Annotated in this window: 22 protein-coding genes; 9 read left to right on the plus strand and 13 right to left on the minus strand. The window is 67.5% G+C overall.

Features of this window, described 5'->3' with window-relative positions:
• Positions 1-8 precede the first annotated feature (8 nt).
• The 8 genes from AC5JDC_RS08475 to AC5JDC_RS08510 form a co-directional block, all read right to left on the minus strand.
• Complete coding sequence (locus tag AC5JDC_RS08475; RefSeq protein WP_495840830.1) at positions 9-1577, minus strand: DegQ family serine endoprotease; 1569 nt, start codon at positions 1575-1577, stop codon at positions 9-11.
• A 134-nt stretch (positions 1578-1711) separates the two neighbouring features.
• Positions 1712-1897, minus strand: a complete 186-nt coding sequence (locus AC5JDC_RS08480) for a DUF2065 domain-containing protein (RefSeq protein WP_106775168.1) — start codon at positions 1895-1897, stop codon at positions 1712-1714.
• Between the two features lie 9 nt (positions 1898-1906).
• Positions 1907-2878 (minus strand): protease modulator HflC, encoded by a 972-nt coding sequence (gene hflC, locus AC5JDC_RS08485; RefSeq protein WP_495840833.1) that lies wholly within the window; start codon positions 2876-2878, stop codon positions 1907-1909.
• Positions 2878-3975, minus strand: a complete 1098-nt coding sequence (hflK, locus tag AC5JDC_RS08490) for an FtsH protease activity modulator HflK (RefSeq protein WP_106775166.1) — start codon at positions 3973-3975, stop codon at positions 2878-2880. The genes hflC and hflK overlap by 1 nt, the downstream gene beginning before the upstream one ends.
• A gap of 155 nt (positions 3976-4130) precedes the next feature.
• A complete protein-coding gene (locus AC5JDC_RS08495) occupies positions 4131-4652 on the minus strand; it encodes a dihydrofolate reductase (protein ID WP_106775165.1) in 522 nt (173 codons plus the stop codon).
• Positions 4652-5707: a DUF4424 domain-containing protein gene (locus AC5JDC_RS08500; RefSeq protein WP_495840836.1), complete on the minus strand. Its 1056-nt coding sequence runs from the start codon at positions 5705-5707 to the stop codon at positions 4652-4654. The genes AC5JDC_RS08495 and AC5JDC_RS08500 overlap by 1 nt, the downstream gene beginning before the upstream one ends.
• A gap of 93 nt (positions 5708-5800) precedes the next feature.
• Positions 5801-6595, minus strand: coding sequence for a thymidylate synthase (locus AC5JDC_RS08505; RefSeq protein WP_495840838.1), 795 nt, complete (start codon positions 6593-6595; stop codon positions 5801-5803).
• Positions 6559-6873 (minus strand): hypothetical protein, encoded by a 315-nt coding sequence (locus AC5JDC_RS08510; RefSeq protein ID WP_495840841.1) that lies wholly within the window; start codon positions 6871-6873, stop codon positions 6559-6561. The genes AC5JDC_RS08505 and AC5JDC_RS08510 overlap by 37 nt, the downstream gene beginning before the upstream one ends.
• On the opposite strand from AC5JDC_RS08510, the gene AC5JDC_RS08515 reads away from it, so the two are divergent.
• The gene (locus tag AC5JDC_RS08515; protein WP_495840843.1) at positions 6872-7048 is read left to right on the plus strand and encodes a hypothetical protein; all 177 of its coding nucleotides are present in this window, start codon (positions 6872-6874) and stop codon (positions 7046-7048) included. The genes AC5JDC_RS08510 and AC5JDC_RS08515 overlap by 2 nt on opposite strands.
• A gap of 52 nt (positions 7049-7100) precedes the next feature.
• Here the strand turns inward: AC5JDC_RS08515 and AC5JDC_RS08520 are convergent, their stop codons facing one another.
• The 5 genes from AC5JDC_RS08520 to ehuB are packed head-to-tail and all read right to left on the minus strand — an operon-like array spanning position 7101 to position 10875.
• A complete protein-coding gene (locus AC5JDC_RS08520) occupies positions 7101-7820 on the minus strand; it encodes a GntR family transcriptional regulator (protein ID WP_106775161.1) in 720 nt (239 codons plus the stop codon).
• Positions 7817-8596 (minus strand): ectoine/hydroxyectoine ABC transporter ATP-binding protein EhuA, encoded by a 780-nt coding sequence (ehuA, locus tag AC5JDC_RS08525; RefSeq protein WP_106775160.1) that lies wholly within the window; start codon positions 8594-8596, stop codon positions 7817-7819. Before ehuA ends, AC5JDC_RS08520 begins: the two co-directional genes overlap by 4 nt.
• Positions 8593-9252: an ectoine/hydroxyectoine ABC transporter permease subunit EhuD gene (gene ehuD, locus AC5JDC_RS08530; protein ID WP_495840846.1), complete on the minus strand. Its 660-nt coding sequence runs from the start codon at positions 9250-9252 to the stop codon at positions 8593-8595. The genes ehuA and ehuD overlap by 4 nt, the downstream gene beginning before the upstream one ends.
• The gene (gene ehuC / locus AC5JDC_RS08535; protein WP_495840848.1) at positions 9249-9977 is read right to left on the minus strand and encodes an ectoine/hydroxyectoine ABC transporter permease subunit EhuC; all 729 of its coding nucleotides are present in this window, start codon (positions 9975-9977) and stop codon (positions 9249-9251) included. The genes ehuD and ehuC overlap by 4 nt, the downstream gene beginning before the upstream one ends.
• Positions 9978-10032: 55 nt before the next feature.
• Entirely contained in the window at positions 10033-10875 is an 843-nt protein-coding gene (ehuB, locus tag AC5JDC_RS08540) for an ectoine/hydroxyectoine ABC transporter substrate-binding protein EhuB (protein ID WP_495840849.1), read from the minus strand.
• Positions 10876-11127: 252 nt separating this feature from the next.
• Between ehuB and AC5JDC_RS08545 the strand changes: the two genes are divergently transcribed.
• From AC5JDC_RS08545 to AC5JDC_RS08580, 8 genes are all read left to right on the plus strand, one after another.
• Positions 11128-12276, plus strand: a complete 1149-nt coding sequence (locus AC5JDC_RS08545) for a M24 family metallopeptidase (protein ID WP_495840851.1) — start codon at positions 11128-11130, stop codon at positions 12274-12276.
• 43 nt (positions 12277-12319) lie between these two features.
• Entirely contained in the window at positions 12320-13309 is a 990-nt protein-coding gene (eutB, locus tag AC5JDC_RS08550; RefSeq protein WP_495840910.1) for a hydroxyectoine utilization dehydratase EutB, read from the plus strand.
• Between the two features lies 1 nt (position 13310).
• Positions 13311-14303, plus strand: a complete 993-nt coding sequence (gene eutC, locus AC5JDC_RS08555) for an ectoine utilization protein EutC (RefSeq protein WP_495840853.1) — start codon at positions 13311-13313, stop codon at positions 14301-14303.
• A gap of 25 nt (positions 14304-14328) precedes the next feature.
• The gene (gene doeA / locus AC5JDC_RS08560; RefSeq protein WP_495840855.1) at positions 14329-15522 is read left to right on the plus strand and encodes an ectoine hydrolase DoeA; all 1194 of its coding nucleotides are present in this window, start codon (positions 14329-14331) and stop codon (positions 15520-15522) included.
• 229 nt (positions 15523-15751) lie between these two features.
• The gene (gene doeB / locus AC5JDC_RS08565) at positions 15752-16741 is read left to right on the plus strand and encodes a N(2)-acetyl-L-2,4-diaminobutanoate deacetylase DoeB (protein WP_495840857.1); all 990 of its coding nucleotides are present in this window, start codon (positions 15752-15754) and stop codon (positions 16739-16741) included.
• A 303-nt stretch (positions 16742-17044) separates the two neighbouring features.
• Positions 17045-17539 (plus strand): Lrp/AsnC family transcriptional regulator, encoded by a 495-nt coding sequence (locus AC5JDC_RS08570; RefSeq protein WP_495840859.1) that lies wholly within the window; start codon positions 17045-17047, stop codon positions 17537-17539.
• A 117-nt stretch (positions 17540-17656) separates the two neighbouring features.
• Positions 17657-19150, plus strand: coding sequence for an NAD-dependent succinate-semialdehyde dehydrogenase (locus AC5JDC_RS08575; RefSeq protein WP_495840860.1), 1494 nt, complete (start codon positions 17657-17659; stop codon positions 19148-19150).
• A gap of 17 nt (positions 19151-19167) precedes the next feature.
• Positions 19168-20547, plus strand: coding sequence for an aspartate aminotransferase family protein (locus AC5JDC_RS08580; RefSeq protein WP_495840862.1), 1380 nt, complete (start codon positions 19168-19170; stop codon positions 20545-20547).
• Positions 20548-20721: the final 174 nt, after the last annotated feature.

Raw genomic sequence — 20721 nt, forward strand, 5'->3', positions numbered from 1 at the left:
CGAAAACCTCAATCCATGCGCAGCGTGACGAAGCGCAGCTCGCCGCTCTTCGACGACAGCATCAGCAGCGCGTTCTTGCGGCCCTGGTCCTTCAGCGTGGCGATCCGGTCGACCACGTCCTTGGGCGTCGACACGGATTCCTGGGCGATCTCGGTGATCACCTCGCCGGCGAGGATGCCGCGCTCGGCGGCGATCGAACCCTGCGCCACCTCGGTCACGAGCACACCCGACACGTCGGCGGCCACCTCGAACTTCTTGCGCGTCTCGTCCGTCAGCTCGCCGACGGTCATGCCGAGCACGCTCTGCGTGGCGACCGCCGCCGGATCGTCCTGATCCTCGGGTTGCGCGGAAGCCTGCTTCTCGCCGTCCTCCAGCCGGCCGAGCGTCACCTTGACGGTCTGCTCGACGCCCTTGCGCACGATGATGACGTCCACCGCCTTGCCCACCGGGCTCTCGGCGACGACGCGCGGCAGGTCGCGCATCTCCTTCACGTCCTTGCCGTCGAACTTGATGATGACGTCGCCGGGCTGGACCGTGCCGTTGTCGACCGGCCCGCCCTTGATGATGCCGGCGACCAGCGCGCCGGTGGCGGTCTTCATGCCGAGGCTCTCGGCGATCTCGTCGGTCACCGGCTGGATGCGCACGCCGAGCCAGCCGCGCCGGGTCTCGCCGAACTGCCTGAGCTGGTCGACCACGCCGACCGCCAGCTCGGAGGGGATCGAGAAGCCGATGCCGATGGAGCCGCCCGACGGCGAGATGATCGCCGTGTTGATGCCGACGACCTCGCCGTCCATGTTGAACAGCGGTCCGCCGGAATTGCCGCGATTGATCGCCGCGTCGGTCTGGATGAAGTCGTCATAGGGGCCCGCGTTGATGTCGCGGTTGCGCGCCGAGACGATGCCGACGGTCACAGTGCCGCCCAGGCCGAACGGGTTGCCGATCGCCATCACCCAGTCGCCGATACGGATCTTGTTGGAATCGCCGAACTTCACCGCGGTCAGCTTCTTCAGCGTCGGATCGACCTTGAGCACGGCGATGTCGGTCTTGGTGTCGGTACCGACCAACTCGGCTTTCAGCTTCGAGCCGTCGGGGAAGTTGACCTCGATCTCGTCGGCGTCGGCAATCACGTGGTTGTTGGTGACCAGGATACCCTGCTCGGCATCGACGACGAAGCCGGAGCCGAGCGATTGCACCTTCTGGCCGCCGCCGGGTCCACCCTCGCCTTCGCGGTTCTTGAAGAAGTCGTCGAAGAAGTCCTGGAACGGCGAGCCTTCCGGAAGCTGCGGCATCGGCACGGCGTTGGGCGCCTCGGTGCCCTTCACGTTCTGCGAGGTGGAGATGTTGACGACTGCGCCGAGCAGCCCTTCGGCCAGATCGGCGACGGATGCCGGCCCGTGCGTCGGGGCGAGCGACGGCGCTGCCGGAGGCTGGACCGTCGGCGCTTGTGCCGCCGCCGGCTGCTCCTGCGCGAAGGCGGGCGGCGTGAGGGACGGGACGGTCAACGCTCCGGCCAACAGCATGGCTGTCGTCAAGGACAGTCGCCTGCGTGTGGCCGAACCGACGGACGCTGCGCTCATGAACATGGTCTCCGGAGAATTGCGGGGCCTGCCCGGCCGAAAAGGCCTGACGGCCCTGCGATGCTGCTTCGGACCGTGGTCAAGAAATAGGGCGTGTTTGCGGCCGTGCCTATCGGGAAAATGACAAAGTTGCGTTACCCGCGCACCAGCCAGACGATGCCGACACCGGCGGCGATCGCCACCAGCCCGCCGACGCGCAGGCTGTTTTCCGGCATCGACAGGACTTCGGTGGCAAGTCGCTTCGCCAATCCGGGAAAGCCGCCATAGACCAGGCCCTCGACGACGAGGACCAGGCCGACGGCGGCGAGAAAATCGGCCATGCGCCGTCCCTATTGGACGGCGCCGGTGGTCGAGTTCCCGTTCGGCGCAGGCTGCGCCGGAGTGGCCGAGCCGGGCTGGGCCGCAGGCGGCTGAGCGGCCGGGCCGCCCTGCGCGTTGTTGAAGTAGCGGAAGAACTCCGAGTCCGGCGACAGCACCATGCTGGTCCCGTTGCCGTTCAGGCTGGTCGCATAGGCGCCCATCGAGCGGTAGAACTCGAAGAAGCCGGGGTCGCGCTGGAAAGCGTCGGCGAAGATGGCGCTTCGCTGCGCCTCGCCCTCGCCTCGCAGGATTTCCGATTCCCTGCGGGCTTCCGCGACCGTTTCGACCACCTCGCGGTCGGCACGGGCGCGGATGCGCTGCGCCGCCTCGTTGCCGCGTGCCCGCAGCCGCTCGGCCTCGGCCAGGCGCTCGGCCTTCATGCGGTCGTAGGTCTGCTGCGACACCTCCGCCGTCAGGTCGGTGCGGCGGATGCGCACGTCCTCGATCTCCAGCCCGAGCGAGGTCGCGTCGGGACGAAGCTGGTCGCGCACCTCGCGCATCATCGAGGCGCGCTCCTCCGAGAGCGCCGCCTCGAAGCCGCGCAGGCCGTAGACGCGGCGCAGGGCCGCGTCGAGGCGGGTGCGCAGGCGCTGCTCGGCCAGCGGCACGCTGCCCGAGACCGCCGCGCGGAACACCCGCGGATCGCTGATGCGATAGGCGATGAAGGCGTCGACCTCGTAGAACCGGCCGCCCGACACCTGGACGCGGATGTCGTCCAGGTCGAACCGCATGACCCGGTCCTCGATGATCTGGACGTTGTCGGCCTCCATGAAGGCGAACGGCGCCTTGAAATAGATGCCCGGCTCCGTCTTGACGTCGACGATCTCGCCGAAGCGCAGCACGATCGCCTGCTCGCGCTCGTTGACCACGAAGATCGACGAGTAGATCAGGAACAGGATGACGATGGCGACGACGCCGATTGCTGCAAAGCGGTTCGACATCAGTTCGCTCCTCCGGTGGCGGCGCGCCTCTGCAGTTCAGGCAGCGGCAGATAGGGAACGACGCTCTGGCCGCTGCCCTGTTCGACGATCACCTTGTTCGTATCCCGCAGCACCTGCTCCATGGTTTCGAGATAGAGGCGCTTGCGCGTCACGTCCGGCGCCTTGGCATATTCGTCGTAGACCGAGATGAAGCGCTGCGCCTCACCTTCGGCTTCCTGCACGATGCGGTTCTTGTAGGCGGCGGCCTCTTCGCGGATCTGCGCCGCGTCGCCGCGCGCCGCGCCGAGCTTCTGGTTGGAATACTGGTTCGCCTGCTCGACGAAGCGGTCTTCGTCCTGCTCGGCGCGCTGCACCTCCTCGAACGCGTCGGCCACCTCGCGCGGCGGCGCGGCGTCCTCGATGGAGATCGCGTTGACGTTCAGCCCGGCCTGGTACTCGTCGACCGTCTGCTGGATGATGCCGCGCACCGCTTCGGCGATGCCCTGGCGGTCGTCGCGGAAGATGTCCTGCGCCGGCCGGCGGCCGACCGCCTCGCGCATGGCGCTCTCGGCGACCTGGCGGATCATCTCGTCGGGCTCGGCGACGTTGAACAGATAGGCCTTCGGGTCGGAGACCTGGTAGGCCACCGAGAACCGCACGTCGACGATGTTCTGGTCGCCGGACAGCATCAGGCCCGACGGGGTGCCGCCGGTGCCGCCGCCGATATTGATCAGCTTCTCGGCGGTGTTGGCCTTCTCGACCGTCTCGATCGGCCACCAATGGAAATGCAGGCCCGGCCCCGACAGCTCGGCCTTCGGCCTGCCGAAGCGCAGCTCGACGGCCATTTCGTCCGGCTGCACGGTATAGACCGACTGGAACAGCCAGAACACCAGCAGCACCACGCCGATGATGACGAACATGGCCGGATTGGCGGCGCCGCCGCCTGGCAGCGCGTTCTTCAGCCGGTCCTGGCCGCGGCGGATGATGTCCTCCAGATCGGGAGGCGAGCCCTGTGGTCCGCTAGGGCCGCGCGGCCCCTGCCCCCAAGGGCCGCCGCCGCCGCCATTGCCGCCGCCGCCCCACGGGCCGCCGCCGCCGCTCTGATTCTTCCAGGGCATCGAGTTCCTTCCATGTCGGTCTCCGGGCGGGGAGCCCGGCAGGCGTATGAAGACGTTGGTCCTTGTATAGGATCGCCGCGCCCCGCTTTCAACGCAGGCGGACGCGGTAAACGCCTTGCTCGCCTACAAAAAGCGGTGACGGACGGTGCTCCTCCTCATTGCATCTTCGCACGGCGCACGTAAACAGCATAGCGTGTTGCATGGCTGTCCTTGTCGCCGGCGGGAACGGATTCGGAGGAAACCGCCTGCCAGACCGTCGGATCGATGCGCGGAAAGCTGGCGTCGCCCTCGAATGCGCTCTCGACATGCGTGAGCTTGAGTTGGTCGGCGATCGCGATCGCCTGCCGGTAGATCTCGCCGCCGCCGACGATGCAGATCTCGTCGGCGCCGACCATGCAGCGGCCCTTGGTCGCAGCCAGCTTCAACGCGTCCTCCAGCGAGGTAACCGTCTCCGCTCCCTCGGCGCGATAGGCCGGATCACGGCTGATCACGATGTTGAGGCGGCCCGGCAGCGGACGCCTGGGAAAGCTCTCCCAGGTCTTGCGGCCCATGACGATCGGCTTGCCCATGGTGCCGGCCTTGAACCGCTTCATGTCGGTCGACAGCCGCCAGGGCAGACCGCCGTCGCGCCCGATGACCCCGTTCTCGGCAACCGCCGCATAGATGGTGACCTGCATCAGCCGCCGCTCCCCGTCCGCGCGGCCGCGGGCTCTCCGCCCTCGCCCGGCCAGCGCTTCAGCAGCAGGATGTCGATGTCGCGCTGCGGATAAAAATCCTTGGCCGACATCTCGAAGGTGGTGGGGCCGGTCTTCTTAACGCCGCTGCCGCAGAAGCTGATCAGCGCGGTCGGATCGCCCTTGTCGACGGTCAGCCTGAAGTCGCCGATCGTGCCGTTGGCCCAGTTGCCGCCGGTGGTCAGCACGTATTCGATCCGGTTCTCGTAGAGTGCCGGTTCGCCGTCCTTCGCGGCCGCGGCCGCTTTCGCCACCGCCCGCTCGAAGGCGGCATCGATGCAATATTTTGCCTTGTAGTCTTCATAGACCTCGCCACCCGGCTTGCCGTCAGCGAGGAAGCTGAGCCCGACGGTGCTGCCGACGCTCGGCTTGTAGCGGTGCGACACGCGCACATCCGCATTGGCGGTGAACCGGCTGCGCCACCAGTACACCGACTGCAGCCGCCAGAAGGGTGAACGCACCTTCTTCCAGCCCGAGCCGTCGTCATATTCCTCGACGACGATGATGCCGCGGTCTATCCAGTCGGCCGCCACCGCATCCGGTATCTTGGCGAGCGCTCCGCTCGCCGCATCGCCATTGGGATAGAGCGGCACGCCCTGCGCGACGAGCTCCTGCGTGACGTCGATGCCGGCGGCGAAGGCGCGCTGCTGCAGCTCGGCCTCGACCGGCTTGCCGTCGACCGAAACCTCGAAGCCGAGAAAATTCGCATCGGCATCGTTGGGGATCGCCGGCATGGTGTAGGGATTGCCGTCGATGTCCGGCATCGGGAAGGCGACGATCGTGTCGACGTCCGCGTCCGTCTCGTTGCGGAACACGTAGTCGACGCGCACGATCTCCTCGGAGATGAACAGCTCCTCCTTCTGCATGGCGATCGCATCGGTCCGGGCGAGGATCAGCCCTCCGGTTCCGAGCTCGGCGGTGGAATCATTGGCGAGGGCCGACGCCGCGCCGGACAGCAGGCCGGCAAGCACGATCCCGGGAACAAGCGGACGGAACATCGATACCTCTCGTGAAGCGCTGCCGGTTTTCGGGAATTATGGCAAAGTCGCCGGCCCGAGCAAACCGGCGCCGGTTGGTGCCCGCTTGCCCGCTCACACCGCGATCGGCGCCTTGATCGCGGGGTCGGCCACATAGTTCTCCAGCGAAAAATCCTCGTAGCGGAAGGCGAAGAGATCGCGCACCGCCGGATTGAGCCGCATCGTCGGCAGCGGCTTGGGCGTGCGCCGCAACTGCTCGCGCGCCTGCTCGAAATGGTTGGCGTAGAGATGCGCGTCACCCAGCGTGTGCACGAAATCGCCGGGCTTGAGGCCGGTCACCTGCGCGACCATCAGGGTCAGCAGCGCATAGGAGGCGATGTTGAAGGGGACGCCGAGAAAGATGTCGGCGGACCGCTGGTAGAGCTGGCAGGACAGCTTGCCGTCGGCGACGTAGAACTGGAACAGGCAGTGGCATGGCGGCAGCGCCATGGCGTCCACCTCCTCCGGGTTCCAGGCCGAGACGATCAGCCGCCGCGACGAGGGGTTCTTGCGCAACTGGATGAGAAGCTCGGCGATCTGGTCGATCTCGCCGCCGTCGCGTTTCGGCCAGGAGCGCCACTGCTTGCCATAGACCGGCCCGAGGTCGCCGTTCTCGTCGGCCCATTCGTTCCAGATCGTGACGCCGTGGTCGTTGAGATATTTGACGTTGGTGTCGCCGGCCAGGAACCACAGAAGCTCGTGGATGATCGACTTCAGATGCAGCTTCTTGGTGGTGGTGACGGGAAAACCCCGGCCGAGGTCGAAGCGCATCTGGTAGCCGAACACCGAGCGCGTGCCGGTGCCCGTGCGATCGGGGCGGTCGGTCCCCTTGGTCAGGACGTGGTCGAGGAGGTCGAGATACTGGCGCATCGGCTTTCGGCTGATTCTTTTCCGGCCGACAGGATACCCCACCTGCCCGCCACAATCACCGCCCCCTCCCGGAATTCCCGGTGAATGTCGTATGCCGCTCGACCTATGGGAGGCTCACCCCTGACCACCGGCGTCCCGTCATGAATGCGACGCATCCGGTTCGCCGGGGCCGCATATTCGAGCCGCGCGATCTCGTTGACCGGCGAGCGGAACGAATCCACGCCGGACCGGTTGCGGTAGGAGGCCCTTCGGGGCAGCAAACGGAGTTGAATCGCCATGGAAATGCTCTGGCTTTTCGTCGTGGCATGCGGACCGGTGATCCTGGGACTGCTGATCGCGTATGCGCTGATGACACGCCGCCGCCGCGGCCCGGCGGAGCGGCGGGCAACCGAGGAAGCGACCGCGCGTTTGTACCGGGACGAGCACAATCGCGGCGCTGCAAAACGCGGATGATCGCCCATCCTGTCCGGTAGGCGCCAGCCGCGCGGCCGTCAGCGCAGCGCAATCAGGAATCCCGCGCGGAATCCCGGTTGAGCATCATGCGGCGGAAACTCATGGAGATATGGGCACGCCTGATATGGCCGATCGATTCCAGGTCGCCGATCTCGGCGGCCGCCAGCACCTCCGCCATCTCGTTGCGGAATGCAGTGAACTCCTCGACCAGACCGAGCTGCGGCATCATCTTCAGCACGACGCGCGCCACCTGCACGTAAAGCCGCTCGCTGACCTCGCGCAGCGGCTGGTTGCCGGTGATGGCGGTGATCTCGGCGACGAACTCCATGTTGAGGCGCAGGAAGACGCGCTGGTCCGGGTTGAGCAGCGCCGCGTCGCAGCGAGCGATCAGCGCCCGGATGCGGTCGAGGTCGGCCGCCGTGCGCGGGATGGGCGACAGCTTGCCGGTCAGCGTCGCCAACTCCAGCCGCAGGTGATAGACCTGCTGCAACTCCTCGATGTCGACGTCGGTGACGATTGTGCCGACGCCGTGCACCGATTGCACCAGCCCCTCCGACTCAAGCCGGGCCAGTACGCGGCGTACCGGGGTGCGGCTGATCTCGAACTCCTGCGCCAGCTCCTCCTCCGACAGCCGGCTGCCCGGCGGATAGTCGAGCACGCAGATGCGGTCGCGCAGGATGCCGTAGATGCGCTCGAAGCGCTCCCTCACCGACGACGGCCGGACCACGGCAAGCGTCTCCGCCTCGAGAACGGCCTCCTCTCCAAGCGTCATCCCGCCTCCAGAACGGCATTGAGGAACTGCCGCGTGCGCTCGTTCTTCGGCGCACCGAACAGCTCGGCCGGCGGCCCCTGCTCGCAGATCTTGCCCTGATAGAAGAAGCAGACGCGGTCGGAGAATTCCCTGGCGAAACCCATCTGGTGCGTCACCATCAGCATCGTGAGGTCATGCTCGCGTCCGATCTGCCTTATCACCTGCAGCACTTCGCCCACAAGCTCCGGATCGAGCGCCGAGGTCACCTCGTCGAACAGCATGATCTTCGGCCGCATGGCGAGCGCGCGGGCGATGGCGACGCGCTGCTGCTGGCCGCCGGAAAGCTGCGAGGGATAGTGGTCCTTCTTCTGCGACAGCCCGACCATGCCGAGCAGTTCGGCGGCGCGCGCCTCGGCCTCCGCCCGCTTCATGCCGAGCACCGTCACCGGCGCCTCGATGCAGTTCTGCATCGCCGTCATGTGCGGGAACAGGTTGAAGGACTGGAACACCATGCCGATCTTGCCGCGCACCCGGCGCACATGCGCGAGGTCGGCCGGCACCAGCTTGCCATTGCGCTCCATATGGGTCAGCGGCTCGCCCTCGACCCAGATGACGCCGTCGTTGATCTTCTCCAGCGTCATCAGCATCCGCAGCACCGTCGTCTTGCCGGAGCCGGACGGGCCGATGACAGAGACCTTCTCGCCGCGCATGATGTCGAGGTTGAGCCCGTCCAGCACGGTCAGCGGGCCGTAGCGCTTCGACACATTGTCGAAGCGGACCATCGGTTGGTCGGTCATCGCAGGATCCTCCTGTTGAGCAGGCGCTCGATGAGACGGATGAGCGCGGCCGATATCAGGCTCATGACCAGGAAGAACACGCCGACCAGGGTGATCGGCTCGGTGTAGCGGAAAGTTTCCGAGCCGATGATCTTGGCCGTCTGCATGAGCTCGAGCACGGCGATGGCCGACAGCAGCGGCGTCTCCTTGAACAGCGCCACCAGATAATTGCCGAGCGCCGGCACCACCGGCGGCACCGCCTGCGGGATGATGATGTCGCGGAAGGTCGTCCACGCCGACAGGTTGAGGGCGATGGAAGCCTCCCACTGCCCGCGCGGGATGTTGTCGAAGCCGGCGCGGTACACCTCGGAGCAGTAGGCGGCGTAGTGGATGCCGATCGCCAGCACGCCGGCGGTGAAGGCGTCGAGCACGATGCCGAACTTCGGGAAGACGAAATACAGGAAGAAGATCTGGATGAGCAGCGGCGTCGAGCGGATCAGCTCGACCAGCACCGAGATCGTCCAGGCCGTCGCCGGGACGGCGATGCGGACCACCGCCAGCACCAGCCCGAGCCCGGCGGCGATGACGAAGCCGAGCAGCGTCGCCTGCACCGTGACCACCGCCGCCCGCGCCAGCGTCGGCAGGATCTCCAGTGCGAAGGCCCAGTCCCAGATCATGCCGCCCTCCCCCGCGCCAGCCCCAGCGAGGCCCGCCGCTCGAGCATCCGCATGACGATGGTGATCGCCAGCGACATGACCAGGTACATCAGCAGCACCAGCGTGAAGATCGGCACCGTCTTCAGCGTCGTCTGGTTCATCTGCTGGGCGCGGAACGCCAGGTCCGACAGCGTGATCAGCGACACCAGTGCCGTCGACTTCAAGAGCTCGATGAACAGATTGCCCCAAGGCGGGATCATGGCGATGAAGGCCTGCGGCAGGATGATGCGGCGCAGCATCTGCGGCCGGCTCATGTTGAGCGCCGTCGAGGCTTCCCACTGGCCGCGCGGCACAGACTGGATGGCGCCGCGCACCACCTCCGACCCGTAGGCGCCGACATTGAGGCCGAGCGCCAGCACCGCCACCGGAAAGGCGTCGAGCGTCACGCCGAACTGCGGCAGCACGAAAAACAACCAGAACAACTGCACCAGCGCCGAGGTGCCGCGAAAGATCTCGACATAGACCGTCGCCAGCCAGCGCAGCGGCGCCGGCCCGTAGAGCCGGGCGAGCGCGGCGAGCACGCCGGCGGCCACCGCCAGCAGCGAGCCGAGCACGGCGATCTCCAGCGTCAGCACCGCGCCCTGCAGCAGGCCCGGCACGAACAGGCTGTACTCTTCCCGGAAGGAAAGCACGCCGATCACGGCGAGTGCCGCGACCAGCATCGCAACGAGCGTCGGAATACCCATGCGCTACCCCGTTCTGGCGAGGGCGGCGACGGCGCGCCGCCCTGGGGTGGGCAGACTACTCACCCGCGCAGAGTTGGGCAGTCGTCTTGTTCGGCAGATAGTCCTTGCCGAAGCCGAGCGGCTCGACGAGGGCGATATGCTCGGGGGAGCCGAGGAATTTCGCCAGCTCGGCGTTGAAGGCCTCGAGCAGGTCGGTGTCGTCCTTGCGGAAGCCGAAGCCGCCATGGCCCTTCACCGACTTGCCGGCGACCTCGCCGAACGGCGTGGTCGATTCCACCCCTTCCGCCTTCTTGGCCATGTCGGCGATCGACAGCGCCGTCAGCGCGGCGGCGTCGGCGCGGCCCGACTGCACGGCGGCGACCAGGCTCGACTGGTCCGGCAGCGACACGATCTGCTCCTGCGCCACGCCGGCATCCTTGGCGTAGCCGCTCTCGACCGCGCCGGCCATCACGGCAAGCTTGAGGTCGGCATTGTCCTTGATGCTCGAATAGTCCTTCACGCCCTTCGGATTGCCCTGCTGCACCAGCATGGCCTGGCCGATGCCGTAGGATGGCTCGGAAAAATTGATCTCGGCGCAGCGCTTGGGATTGATGAACATGCCGGCGGCGATGATGTCGAAACGTCCGGCCTTGAGGCCGGGGATGAGCGAGCCGAATTCGGTCAGCACGCCGTCGACCTGCGCGATGCCCATCTTGGCGAGCACCGCCTTGGCCACTTCCGGGGCCTCGCCGGTCAGCTTGCCGTCGGGCGTGGCGAAGCCGAACGGCGCCTCGTTGGCGAAGCCGACGCGGATGTATCCATCCGCCTTCGCCTTTTCGAGCGTCGATTGGGCGAACGCCGGCACCGCCGCGAACGTCGCGGCGGAAAGCGCCAGGACGGCGGCGGACTTGATCGCCATACGGCGGGACATCGATGATCTGGACATAGGTTCCCCTTTTTCTTGGTAGCCAGGCTCGGACTGCCGACGCCTTCCTCCAGGTCGCCGGCAAGTTGCATAGACGTATACAACTAGCCTAGACAGCTTGCAAGCAAAGATGTAGCTATCCAGACAATGCCGCGCGACCAGCCGCATTCTTGAGCGGAGCCGCCCAACAGTTGTGCACATTATGACCTTGCCGGGAATTGTTGACGGAATTCGAGGCGCCGCCTGATGGATCGCAACCCCTTCACCGAAGCCGAGATCGCCGGGCGCCTGGCAAGGCTGCGCGGGCTGCTCGCCGCGCGGCAGGTGGATGCCGCCGTCTTCGCCGCGCCCGAAAGCGTCTTCTACCTGATCGGCCTCGACCACTGGGGCTATTTCGCGCCGCATCTGCTGATCGTCCCTCTCGACGGAAGACCGGTCCTGGTCACCCGCGCGATGGAGAGGGTGACGATCGAGAAACAGGTGACGGCAGCGGATTTTTACGGCCATTCCGACAGCGAGACCGCCGCCGACCTCGCCGCGCGGCTGCTCGGCGAACGCGGGCTGGCCGGCAAGCGCATCGGCCTCGAATGCTGGACCGCCGGCCTGAGCCACGGCCTCGCCCTGAAATTGCAGGCACAGCAGGACGCCCTGTGGAGCGACGTCTCCGGCGTGGTGGACGGAATGCGCCGGGTCAAGAGCGCCGAGGAGCAGGCGCTGATGCGCCGCGCCGCCGCCGTCAGCGACGCCGCCGCGGCAGCTGCGATCGACGCCATCGCCGACGGTGCCGCCGAACGGGAGGTCGCCGCGCAATGCGTCGCGGCGATGCTCCGCGCCGGCGGGCACCCGCCGGGTTTCGGCCCGTTCATCCGCCCGGCATCCCGCCTCGGCGAGGAGCACACCACCTGGGGCGACGGCGTCTACCGCAATGGCGAGCCGGTGTTCCTCGAACTCTCCGGCTGCCTGTCGCGCTACCATGCACCGCTCGGCCGGCTCGTCCGCATCGGCGGTATCGGGGCCGAGGACGCCGCCATGGCAGAAGTGACGGCGCGCGCCTTCGACGCCGTCGTCGCGGCGCTGCGGCCCGGCGTCAGGGCGCGCGACGTCTATGCCGCCTGGCAGGACGTCGTCGATGCGGCCGGCCTCTCCCACTATCGCCGCCACCACTGCGGCTACCTCGTCGGCATCGGCCAGCCGCCGTCCTGGACCGGCGGCAATTCGGTGACGGGGCTCAGGCATGATTCCGACCTCGTCGTCGAGACGGGCATGAGCTTCCACATCCTGTCCTGGCTGATGGGCACCGGGCGCGGCGACGACTTCGTCTCCAACACGGTGTTTCTGACGGAAACGGGCGCGGAGGTGCTGACCAAAACCCCGGCCGGGCCGATCGTCCGGTAGCGCCATGGTTTCCGACTCCCTCTCCAACGCGACGGATAAGATGATGCAGCCGGTCTCCCTTGCCGATATCGAGGCGGCGCGGCGGCGGATCGCCGGGCGGATCGAGCCGACGGCGACGGTCCCCTCGGCATCGCTGTCGGAGATCGCCGGCGTGCCGGTGTTCCTCAAGCTGGAGCACCGCCAGACCACCGGCAGCTTCAAGCTGCGCGGCGCCTCCAACGCCATCGCGCAGCTGAGCGCCGCCGAGAAGGCGCGCGGCGTGGTCGCCGCCTCCACCGGCAATCATGGCCGCGCCCTTGCCCACGCGGCCAGGCTGGAGGGCGTGCGCGCCGTCATCTGCATGTCGAAGCTGGTGCCCGAGAACAAGGTCGCGGAAATCCGCCGGCTCGGCGCCGAGATCCGCATCGTCGGCGGCAGCCAGGACGATGCCCAGGACGAGGTCGACCGCCTCGTCGAGACGGACGGGCTGGCGATGGTGCCGCCCTTCGACGACGCCGCGGTCGTCGCCGGACAGGGCACGCTCGGACTGGAGATGATCGAAGTCGTGCCGACTGCGCGGACGGTGCTGGTGCAACTCTCCGGCGGCGGGCTTGCCGCCGGCATCGCCGCGGCGGTCAAAGGCCTTTTGCCGTCGACCAGGATCGTCGGCGTGTCGATGCATCGCGGCGCCGCCATGAAGGCGAGCCTCGACGCCGGTCGGCCGGTGCAGGTCGAGGAGTTGCCGACGCTCGCCGATTCGCTCGGCGGCGGCATCGGCCTCGCCAACCGCCTGACCTTCCAGATGTGCAAGAACCTGCTCGACGACGTCGTGCTGCTCACCGAGGCCGAGATCGCCGCCGGCATCCGCCACGCCTACGCGGCCGAGCGCGAGGTCGTCGAGGGCGCCGGCGCGGTCGGCATCGCCGCCATCCTCGCCGGCAAGGTCAGGCTCGACGGCGAGACGGTCGTGCTCGTCTCCGGCCGCAACATCGACATGGACCTGCACCGCGGCATCGTCTGCGGAAGCTGGGCCGACGCAACGGAGGCACGCTGACATGGCCCGCATGACCATCCTGACCGAGGCCGACCTGCGCAAGATCGTGCGGCTCGACCTCGACGCCGTCGCCTGCGTGGAAAATGCCTTCCGCGCGCTCGCCACCCTGCCGGTGGCGATGCCGCCGATCATGCGTCTCGACATCCCCGACCACCGCGGCGAGGTCGACGTGAAGACCGCCTATGTGCCCGGCCTCGACGCCTTCGCCATCAAGATCAGCCCCGGCTTCTTCGACAATCCGAAACTCGGCCTGCCCAGCCTCAACGGCATGATGGTGCTGCTGTCCGCCAAAACCGGCCTGGTCGAGGCGCTGCTCTTGGACAACGGCTTTCTCACCGACATCCGCACCGCCGCCGCCGGCGCCGTCGCGGCAAAGCACCTGTCGCGCGAAAACTCCTCGGTCGCGGCGATCTTCGGCGCCGGCGTGCAGGCAAGACTGCAGCTGGAGGCGCTGACGCTGGTCCGACCGATCGCGGAAGCGCGCATATGGGCGCGTGATGTTGCCAGGGCGGAAGCCGCGGCGGGGGCGCTGCGTGAGCAGCTCGGCATCATCATACGCGCCACGTCCGACCCGGCGGAGGCGGCCGCCGGGTCGGACATCATCGTTACCACCACGCCAGCGACCGAACCGATTATCCAGGCCGGCTGGATCGCCGCCGGCCAGCACGTCACGGCGATGGGCTCGGACGCCGAGCACAAGAACGAGATCGCGCCGGCAATTCTCAGGCTCGCCGACCTCTATGTCGCCGACGCCGCCCGCCAGACTCGGCGGCTCGGCGAGCTGCACCACGCAATCGAGGCCGGACTGATCTCAGGTGATGCGGAGGTGACGGAACTCGGCGAGGTGATCGCCGGCCTCAAGCACGGCCGCCGCTCGGCCGACGACATCACGGTGGCGGATCTGACAGGAACCGGCGTCCAGGACACCGCGATCGCAACGCTGGCGCGCAACCGTGCCAGCGCGGCCGGCGCGGGCACGGTTTTCGAAGGCTGAACGGCAGACAGGAAGAGCAAGAAGAATGGGCACCCCTAACCTCCGCTTCAGCCGGCAGGAATATGCCGAGCGCCTGAAAAAAACCCGCCGCGCCATGGCGGCGAAAGGCATCGACCTTTTGATCGTCAGCGATCCCTCCAACATGCACTGGCTGACCGGCTATGACGGCTGGTCGTTCTACGTCCACCAGGCCGTGATCGTGCCGCCGGACGGCGAGCCCGTCTGGTACGGCCGCGGCCAGGACGCCAACGGCGCCCGCCGCACCGCCTGGCTGGCTGAAGAGAACATCGTCCCCTATGCCGACCACTACGTGCAGTCGACCGAGCGGCACCCGATGGACTACCTCGCCGAGGTGCTCGCCGCCCGGCGCTGGGACAAGTTTTCCATCGGCGTCGAGCTGGACAATTACTGGTTCTCCGCCGCCGCCTATCTGTCGCTGCAAAAACACCTGCCCAACGCCCGCCTGGTCGACGCCACCGGACTGGTGAACTGGCAGCGCGCGATCAAGTCACCCACTGAGATCGGCTACATGCGCAAGGCGGCGCGTATTGTGGAAGCCATGCACCGGCGCATCGTCGAAAAGGTCGAGGTCGGCATGCGCAAAAACGACCTCGTCGCCGAGATCTATGACGCCGGCATCCGCGGCGTCGACGGCGCCGACGGCAGGATCGGCGGCGACTATCCGGCGCTGGTGCCGCTGCTGCCGTCCGGCGAAGACGCGTCGGCCCCGCATCTCACCTGGGACGACAAGCCGATGAAGGCGAACGAAGGCACGTTCTTCGAGATCGCCGGCTGCTACCACCGCTACCACTGCCCGCTGTCGCGCACGGTGTTTTTGGGCAAGCCGACGCAGGCCTTCCTCGACGCCGAGAAGGCGACACTCGAAGGCATGGAGGCGGGGCTCGCGGCGGCGAAGCCGGGCAACGCCTGCGAGGACATCGCCAACGCCTTCTTCGCGGTCCTGAAGCGCTACGGCATCGTCAAGGACAGCCGCACCGGCTATTCGATCGGCCTCTCCTATCCGCCGGACTGGGGCGAGCGCACCATGAGCCTGCGCCCCGGCGACCGCACCGAGCTCCGGCCGGGCATGACCTTCCATTTCATGACTGGCCTGTGGCTGGAGACGATGGGGCTGGAGATCACGGAATCGATCCTGATCACCGACACCGGCGTCGAGTGTTTTGCCGACGTGCCGAGGAAGCTGGTGGTGAAGGATTGATGTGGATGCTGATCCGCTTCGCACCCCTCTCTGTCCTGAGCTTGTCGAATGGGCCGGACATCTCCCCCGCAAGTGGGGAGATCAGCCGCCCGCTTGGGGTTCGCCAATCACCCACATTGCAGACGAGTCGGCGAGGCCAACGCTGCCAATCTCCCCCCTTGCGGGGGAGATGGCCGGCAGGCCAGAGGGGGGTGCGAAGAAACACCGTCACTGCCAGGGAGCGGGAGCAATGAAACCCTCCCCCATCTCCCCCACCATCGACCTGGACAAGGACGGCGTCCAGCACGGCCATCTGCGCCTGCCCTACAGTCGCGACGACTCCGCCTGGGGTTCGGTGATGATCCCGATCGCCGTCGTGCGCAACGGCGACGGCCCGACCGCGCTGCTCACCGGCGGCAACCATGGCGACGAATATGAGGGGCCGCTCGCCCTGTTCGACCTTGCCCGCACCCTCGACGCCGAAGACGTCGGCGGAACGGTCATCATCGTGCCGGCCATGAACTACCCCGCCTTCCGCGCGGCGACGCGCACCTCGCCGATCGACGGCGGCAACCTGAACCGCGCCTTCCCCGGCAAACCCGACGGCACGGTGACCGAGAAGATCGCCGACTATTTCCGGCGCGAGCTGCTGCCCCGCGCCGATCTCGTGCTCGACTTCCATTCGGGCGGCAAGACGCTCGATTTCATTCCGTTCTGCGCCGCGCACATCCTTCCGGATCAGGCTCTGTCGGCACGGGCTTTCGCCGCCGTCGAGGCCTTCGCCGCGCCGTGGTCGATGAAGATGCTGGAGATCGACGCCGTCGGCATGTACGACACCGCGGCGGAGGAGATGGGCAAGGTGTTCGTGACCACGGAGCTCGGCGGCGGCGGCACTGCGACGGCGGCGACCGTGCGCATCGCCCGGCGCGGCATTACCAACGTGCTGAAGCACGCCGGCATCCTGGCGGGCGAGATCGACCGCCGGCCGACGCGCTGGCTGGACATGCCGTCGGGCGACTGCTTCTGCTTCGCCGAGGAGGATGGACTGTTCGAGACCATGGTCGACCTCGGCGGCACGGTAAGGCATGACCAGGTCGTCGCGCGCATCCACCCGATCGGGCGCACCGGCGTCGCGCCGCAGGAGATCAGGGCCAAGATGGACGGCATCCTCACGGCACGCCACTTCCCCGGCCTCGTCAAGGCCGGCGACTGCGCGAGCGTGATCGCCGTGGCCGGTTGACATCCGAGGTTCCGATTTGATCCGTCAGTTCCGAGCAGTTCGTCCCAGGACCTTCGGCCGACCCCTCTTCCTCATCGAGGAAAGGGCGGTCGCACACGAACTTGCCCCCACCCCTAACCCCTCCTCACAAGGAGGAGGGGAATCCTGCTGCGCCCGCGCCAGGCGCCAATCGTCGATGGTTTCGCATGGCATGGCGGCCGCAAAGTCCCCCTCCCCCTTGTGGGGAGGGGTTAGGGGTGGGGGTACTCGGCGGGATGACGCTTCCACGATTTCCCCGACAATCGGCATGCTACGGCGCTCCCGATGAGCAGCCTCAAGCTCGACGCGATCGACCTCAAGATCCTCATGGCCGTCCAGCAGGACGGCCGCATCACCAAGCTGGCGTTGGCGGAAAAGGTCGGCCTGTCGCCGACCCCCTGCTGGCTGCGGCTGCGCAAGCTCGAAAAGGCAGGGATCATCGGCGGTTATCACGCGCGGATCGAGCCGCGCGTGATCGCGCCGGTCGCCAGCGTGCTGATGGAGGTGACGCTGGGCAGCCACCGGCAGGCCGATTTCGACCGTTTCGAGCGCGCCGTCCGCGAGCTGCCTGAGATCGTCGCCTGCTGGGCGGTCGGCGGCGGCGTCGACTATGTGCTCAAGGTGATGACGCGCGACATCGACGCCTATCAGCGGCTGGTCGACGGCCTGCTTGAACGCGACGTCGGCATCGACCGTTATTTCACCTACATCGTCACGCGCACGGTGAAGGAAGACGTCGTCCTGCCCCTGCCCGAGCTGGCACCGCCGCTCGAAAGATAGAGAGTTTCACCACGAAACGCGGGATTTTTGGCCCGTTCCGCTGCGTTTTTACACGCTTTTGGCCTCGTTCTCTCCTGCATCCGGCTACGATTCACGCAACAAAAAGCGGAGGTCTCCATGTCGGCTCTGTTTGCCCCCCTCACCCGCGACGATGGCCTCGATACGCTCGTCGACCGCCGCCTGCTGCGCGAACTCGCTTATGTCGACGGCCGCTGGACCGCGGGCGCGGCGTCACACCGCTTCGAGGTGAGCGACCCGGCGAGCGGCGCCACCGTTGCCTGGGTCGCCGCGCTGGAGGCTGCCGATGCCGACAGGGCGATCGAGGCCGCGGCTCGGGCTTTTCCCGGATGGCGGGCCCTTCTGCCGCAGCAGCGCGCCGCGATCCTGCGAAAATGGCACGGGCTGATGCTCGAGGCGAAGGACGACCTCGCGCTGCTGATGACGCTCGAACAGGGCAAGCCGTTGCGGGAGGCGCTCGGCGAGATCGACTACGCCGCGTCCTTCGTCGAATGGTATGCCGAGGAAGGCAAGCGGATGAACGCGGAGGGCGTCACCAGCCATCTGCCGAACGCCGAGATGCTGGTGCGGCGCGAGCCGGTCGGCGTCGTCGGCATCGTCACCCCGTGGAACTTTCCGTCCGCCATGCTGACCCGCAAGGCGGCCGCGGCGCTGGCCGCCGGCTGCACCGTCGTCGCCCACCCCTCTTCGCAGACGCCGCTGTCGGCGCTGGCGCTGGCCGAGCTCGGCGAGCGGGCGGGGTTGCCGGCCGGCGTGTTCAACGTCGTCACCGGGGATGCGGCAGCCCTCGTCGGCAGGCTGTGCGCCGACCCCAGGGTCCGCGCCATGAGCTTCACCGGCTCGACCGAGATCGGCCGGCTGATCGCCGCGCAATGCGCGCCGACCATGAAGCGGCTGGTCATGGAACTCGGCGGCCATGCGCCGCTGATCGTCTTCGACGACGCCGATCTCGACCGCGCCGTCGACATCGCCATGGCCGCCAAGTTCGCCACGTCCGGGCAGGACTGCCTGGCCGCCAACCGCATCTATGTCCAGCGCGGCATCCATGATGCCTTCTGCGCCGCCTTCGCCGAGCGGATCATGCGGCTGAAGGTCGGCGCCGGGCTCGACCCCGCCACCGAGATCGGCCCGCTGATGCACGCACGCGCGCTTGCCAAGGTCGACGCGCAGGTGAAGGACGCCCTCGCCCGCGGCGCCCGCTGCCTCGCCGGCGGCAAGCGCCACGGCGCTGGCCCGCTGTTTTACGAGCCGACCATGCTCGCCGATCTCGGCGACGACGCGCTGATCATGCGCGAGGAGACGTTCGGCCCCGTCGCCGCCGTCACGATGTTCGACAGTGAGGATGAGGTGGTCAGACGCGCCAACGCCAGCGAATACGGGCTCGTCGCCTATGTCGTCACCGACAACGGCGCCCGGCAGATGCGTCTCGGCCGGACGCTTGACTATGGCATGGTGGCGGTCAACCGCGTGAAGATCACCGGCGCGCCGGTCCCCTTCGGCGGCGTAAAACAGTCCGGGCTCGGCCGCGAAGGCTCGCGCCACGGGCTGGAAGCCTTCACCGATCTCAAATATCTCTGCATCGACGCAGCCTGACCCAGGAGGACCCCGCAATGCACGACCGCTCCAACGAACTCGCCGCCTGGGACCGCGACCACTTCTTCCACCCCTCGACCCATATGGGGACGCATGCCCGCGGCGAGACGCCGACGCGCGTCATCGGCGGCGGCGAAGGCGTCTACATCACCGATACCGCCGGCAGGACCAGCCTCGACGCCTTTGCCGGCCTCTACTGCGTCAATGTCGGCTACGGCCGCCAGAAGATCGCCGACGCGATCGCCGCCCAGGCGAAGGACCTCGCCTATTACCACGCCTATGTCGGCCACGGCACGGAAGCGTCGATCCGGCTTGCCAAGATGATCATCGACAGGGCGCCGGAAGGCATGAGCCGGGTCTATTTCGGCCTGTCGGGATCGGACGCCAACGAGACCAACATCAAGCTGATCTGGTATTACAACAACGTGCTCGGCCGGCCCGAGAAGAAGAAGATCATCTCGCGCTGGCGCGGCTATCACGGCTCCGGCGTCATGACCGGCTCGCTCACCGGCCTGGAGCTCTTCCACAACGCCTTCGACCTGCCGCGCGCGCCCGTCCTGCACACCGAGGCACCCTACTACTTCCGCCGCGCCGACCGCTCGATGAGCGAGGAGCAGTTTTCGCAGCATTGCGCCGACAGGCTGGAAGAGATGATCCTGGCCGAAGGCCCGGATACGGTCGCAGCCTTCATCGGCGAGCCCATCCTCGGCACCGGCGGCATCGTCCCGCCGCCGGCCGGCTACTGGGAAAAGATCCAGGCCGTGCTCAGGAAATACGACGTGCTGCTGGTCGCCGACGAGGTGGTGACCGGCTTCGGCCGCCTCGGCACGATGTTCGGCTCGGATCACTACGGCATCAGGCCCGACCTCATCACCATCGCCAAGGGGCTGACCTCGGCCTACGCGCCGCTGTCGGGCGTCATCGTCTCCGACAAGGTGTGGCAGGTGCTCGTCCAGGGGTCGGACAAGCTCGGCTCCATCGGCCATGGCTGGACCTATGCCGCGCATCCGATCTGCGCCGCCGCGGGCGTCGCCAATCTCGAGCTGATCGACGAGATGGACCTCGTGAAGAACGCCCGGGAAACCGGACTCTACTTCCGAACCGAGCTGTCCAACGCACTGTCCGGACACAGGAATGTCGGCGACGTCCGCGGCGACGGGCTGCTCGCGGCGGTCGAGTTCGTCGAGGACAGGGACGACCGGAAATTCTTCGACGTGTCGCGCAAGATCGGGCCGCAGGTCGCGGCCGCCCTGCTGGAGCGCGGCGTTATCGGCCGCGCCATGCCGCAGGGCGACATCCTCGGCTTCGCGCCGCCGCTCTGCCTGACGCGCGAGGAAGCCGACATCGTCGTCGGGCGCACGGCGGAGGCGGTGAACGCGGTCTTCACCGACCGCTGATGCCGGCGGTGGCGGCCCTACCAGGCGGCCATGAGCTTTGACCGGATGAAGGCGCGCGGTGCGAGCGGTCAAAGCCGCTATCATTGTCGAGGCCGAAACCAGCCAAACGTCTGCCCGGAAGCGCGGCTTCCGGACACCATGCCCGTCCCCTCCGAAGCCGGCCTGACGGCCGGC

The sequence above is a fragment of the Kumtagia sp. genome (genome assembly GCF_059502445.1).

Coding starts and splice junctions, on each gene's coding strand:
- AC5JDC_RS08475 (WP_495840830.1), bottom strand. CDS start 1,577: ATGAGCGCAGCGTCCGTCGGTTCGGCCACACGCAGGCGACTGTCCTTG.
- AC5JDC_RS08480 (WP_106775168.1), bottom strand. CDS start 1,897: ATGGCCGATTTTCTCGCCGCCGTCGGCCTGGTCCTCGTCGTCGAGGGC.
- hflC (WP_495840833.1), bottom strand. CDS start 2,878: ATGTCGAACCGCTTTGCAGCAATCGGCGTCGTCGCCATCGTCATCCTG.
- hflK (WP_106775166.1), bottom strand. CDS start 3,975: ATGCCCTGGAAGAATCAGAGCGGCGGCGGCGGCCCGTGGGGCGGCGGC.
- AC5JDC_RS08495 (WP_106775165.1), bottom strand. CDS start 4,652: ATGCAGGTCACCATCTATGCGGCGGTTGCCGAGAACGGGGTCATCGGG.
- AC5JDC_RS08500 (WP_495840836.1), bottom strand. CDS start 5,707: ATGTTCCGTCCGCTTGTTCCCGGGATCGTGCTTGCCGGCCTGCTGTCC.
- AC5JDC_RS08505 (WP_495840838.1), bottom strand. CDS start 6,595: ATGCGCCAGTATCTCGACCTCCTCGACCACGTCCTGACCAAGGGGACC.
- AC5JDC_RS08515 (WP_495840843.1), top strand. CDS start 6,872: ATGGAAATGCTCTGGCTTTTCGTCGTGGCATGCGGACCGGTGATCCTG.
- AC5JDC_RS08510 (WP_495840841.1), bottom strand. CDS start 6,873: ATGGCGATTCAACTCCGTTTGCTGCCCCGAAGGGCCTCCTACCGCAAC.
- AC5JDC_RS08520 (WP_106775161.1), bottom strand. CDS start 7,820: ATGACGCTTGGAGAGGAGGCCGTTCTCGAGGCGGAGACGCTTGCCGTG.
- ehuA (WP_106775160.1), bottom strand. CDS start 8,596: ATGACCGACCAACCGATGGTCCGCTTCGACAATGTGTCGAAGCGCTAC.
- ehuD (WP_495840846.1), bottom strand. CDS start 9,252: ATGATCTGGGACTGGGCCTTCGCACTGGAGATCCTGCCGACGCTGGCG.
- ehuC (WP_495840848.1), bottom strand. CDS start 9,977: ATGGGTATTCCGACGCTCGTTGCGATGCTGGTCGCGGCACTCGCCGTG.
- ehuB (WP_495840849.1), bottom strand. CDS start 10,875: ATGGCGATCAAGTCCGCCGCCGTCCTGGCGCTTTCCGCCGCGACGTTC.
- AC5JDC_RS08545 (WP_495840851.1), top strand. CDS start 11,128: ATGGATCGCAACCCCTTCACCGAAGCCGAGATCGCCGGGCGCCTGGCA.
- eutB (WP_495840910.1), top strand. CDS start 12,320: ATGCAGCCGGTCTCCCTTGCCGATATCGAGGCGGCGCGGCGGCGGATC.
- eutC (WP_495840853.1), top strand. CDS start 13,311: ATGGCCCGCATGACCATCCTGACCGAGGCCGACCTGCGCAAGATCGTG.
- doeA (WP_495840855.1), top strand. CDS start 14,329: ATGGGCACCCCTAACCTCCGCTTCAGCCGGCAGGAATATGCCGAGCGC.
- doeB (WP_495840857.1), top strand. CDS start 15,752: ATGAAACCCTCCCCCATCTCCCCCACCATCGACCTGGACAAGGACGGC.
- AC5JDC_RS08570 (WP_495840859.1), top strand. CDS start 17,045: ATGAGCAGCCTCAAGCTCGACGCGATCGACCTCAAGATCCTCATGGCC.
- AC5JDC_RS08575 (WP_495840860.1), top strand. CDS start 17,657: ATGTCGGCTCTGTTTGCCCCCCTCACCCGCGACGATGGCCTCGATACG.
- AC5JDC_RS08580 (WP_495840862.1), top strand. CDS start 19,168: ATGCACGACCGCTCCAACGAACTCGCCGCCTGGGACCGCGACCACTTC.